This window comes from Acinetobacter gerneri DSM 14967 = CIP 107464 = MTCC 9824, assembly GCF_000368565.1.
In the GTDB taxonomy this organism is placed as follows: domain Bacteria; phylum Pseudomonadota; class Gammaproteobacteria; order Pseudomonadales; family Moraxellaceae; genus Acinetobacter; species Acinetobacter gerneri.
In genome coordinates this window covers 1-2,411 of the sequence record NZ_KB849518.1, presented here as the reverse complement: position 1 = coordinate 2,411, position 2,411 = coordinate 1, and the positions used below count along the sequence as shown (strand labels likewise).

The following is a 2,411-nucleotide window of genomic DNA, read 5'->3' as shown; positions in this document are numbered from 1 at the left end:
TCTGAAAGTAATCGAGGTTTTAATATCTTAACCAATATTGGTACGCCAATAAAAGGTCAGGATGAAAATAGTAGTAAATTCCCAAGCGGAAGTACCACTGTAGGTCTACAAAGCACTGGCAATGAAAAAGAGCAATTAACCAAAGCAACAATGGGGCAAGGTACTGTTGCTAATGTAACCGATAGTTCAAACAGAGATATCAACAAAACCCAAGAAATCACCCGTGATCAAGTGACAGGAATGTTAAATGGTTCGGTAACTGTGGATCATCGTTTATTGACAGAGAGTGGGCGAGCGGAAATTCTACAGCAACAAAAAGATTTACCTGAAAATTTCCGTCAAAGTGCAGAGAATATTGTTCAACAACTTCCTGAAGGGGAGTATAGAGATAAAGTCTTAAAAACCTTGAATAATATACAGGCAAAATTAGTTCAAATGCCAAATGAAATGAAAGTTGGAGGTGAGATTTTAGAGAAAACTTATCCAGAATTCATACGTTTAGGGGGAGAGCCTAAAGATTTTGAACAAATGTTTAATGATCCAGAAACTTTATTACTAATTAAAGAGGCTAATGAATATGTATTATTAAAAGATCAGGCTGTATCACAACTCATTCAAAATGGATACAGTTCAGAATTTGCGAAAAATATAGTTTCGAATCTTGAACAAGAAGCGACTGGAAATATAAATTCTGATTTAGAGCCAGATTATGTGTTACTTAAAAAAATCACTAGCATAGCTACCGATGGTGTTATTTTACCAAATGCTCAAGAGAGTTCTGCAACATTTGGGTCGGAAGATATAATTGTAAATAATACAACGAATACGCTTTTAGAAGTAGTGACAAAAGCTGGTCAAATTAAACAACGTGTTGATAAAAAAATAGAAGATAGCGGAATTAATCCGCAATATGTTGGTTTGGCATTTGGTTTAGTATTGGGTGGACCTGCTAATTTAGCCAAATCTATGGTGGTTGATTATTTAGCAGGCGATGAATTCACTACAATAAACAAGCAAATGATTACTGATCTCACAGCAATGCTTCATGACACAGACAGTGAATTAGTTAACAATGTTTTAAATAATAAACAGGCAATTCAAGAAAGTGGAAATAAGACAGCTCAGCAATTAGTAAATCAATTACAATTAACTGAAGATGGTATAGAAGTTGTTTCTAGTATTGTACTTGGAGGTACTGGAGCAGTTATTGGTAAAGGAGTAGCTAATAAGGAGAAAGGAGAGGGGAGTTCTAACGTATCTGAACAAAATAGAGGTGAATTAACTAAGCCTTATGATCCAATGCAAACACGTAGTGATCTTGAGTCCGTAAATGGAGCAGAAAATGTTAAGTCAACGACTGTTGTTAATAATCCTATTCAGCGAGTAAACTCTAATCCTGAGAAAGGTATTGAAGTGGTATATGATTCATATGGAAATAAAGCAGTAAAAGCAGAATATAGAGATCCATTAACAGGAGAATCGAAAATTGCGAATGTTGCTTATGATTCAAGAGGCTTACCTATTTTTGATAATTATTCAAAATATACAACAACGATTGACACAAATCTTTCTTATCCGAGACAAATGGCTCAAGCTACGAGGGATTTGAGAGATGCTATTAATTCAGGTAAAGTAAATACGAGTGGTTTTACATCTCAACAGCTTAAACAAATTCAAGCAGGGTCAGCACAAATAGATGGTTACACATGGCATCATAATGCACAAAGTGCACCGAATGCTTTTCAATTATTGCCGAAAGAAATTCATGATGCTGCTCTCCATATTGGACAAGGTTCACTAAGTGGTGGTAAATAAGATGAATGCAATTACAATAATTTCAGATTATGGTGAAGTTAATATCGATGTTATTAGAGACTTTGAAAATAGTAAACAAGTTGAATTCCCCAAAAAATATGTGGATTTAATATCTAAATATAATGGTCTTTCATTTATAGAATCTTGGTTTAATTATATAAATTATGATGGGGAAATTGATGAAGCTTCTTTTAGTTTTTTAGCATATGGCAATCCTATTGGTTCAAGTAGCATAGAATCATCTCAAGATTTTGATATATATTCTTATAATAAGATAATAAATTTTGGGACAGTTGGTAATGGAGATTATATTAGCTTTGATTATAGATCAGATTTATTTTCGAAAGACCCTCAGATAGTAATGCTATTGCATGATAAATATGTTGAGGATGAAGATGGGAATTTAAAAATGAAAATTATTAAAATTGCAGATAATTTTAATAATTTTTTAGATATGCTGCATTCATAGATTTAGACCTGCAAGATATTCAAGATCATCGTTCTGAAAGTAATCGAGGTTTTAATATCTTAACCAATATTGGTACGCCAATAAAAGGTCAGGATGAAAATAGTAGTAAATTCCCAAGCGGAAGTAC

At 33.2% G+C, this 2,411-nt stretch carries 2 protein-coding genes; both read left to right on the top strand.

Annotation, left to right across the window (positions count from 1 at the left end):
• Positions 1-1,815: HNH endonuclease (locus tag F960_RS22780; RefSeq protein WP_004845499.1), on the top strand; the 1,815-nt coding region annotated here is incomplete at its 5' end.
• Position 1,816: 1 nt separating this feature from the next.
• Complete coding sequence (locus F960_RS00115; protein WP_004845496.1) at positions 1,817-2,284, top strand: SMI1/KNR4 family protein; 468 nt, start codon at positions 1,817-1,819, stop codon at positions 2,282-2,284.
• Positions 2,285-2,411: the final 127 nt, after the last annotated feature.

Bases quoted from the DNA above. Each gene is read 5' to 3' on its own strand.
- F960_RS00115 (WP_004845496.1), top strand. From the start codon at position 1,817: ATGAATGCAATTACAATAATTTCAGATTATGGTGAAGTTAATATCGAT.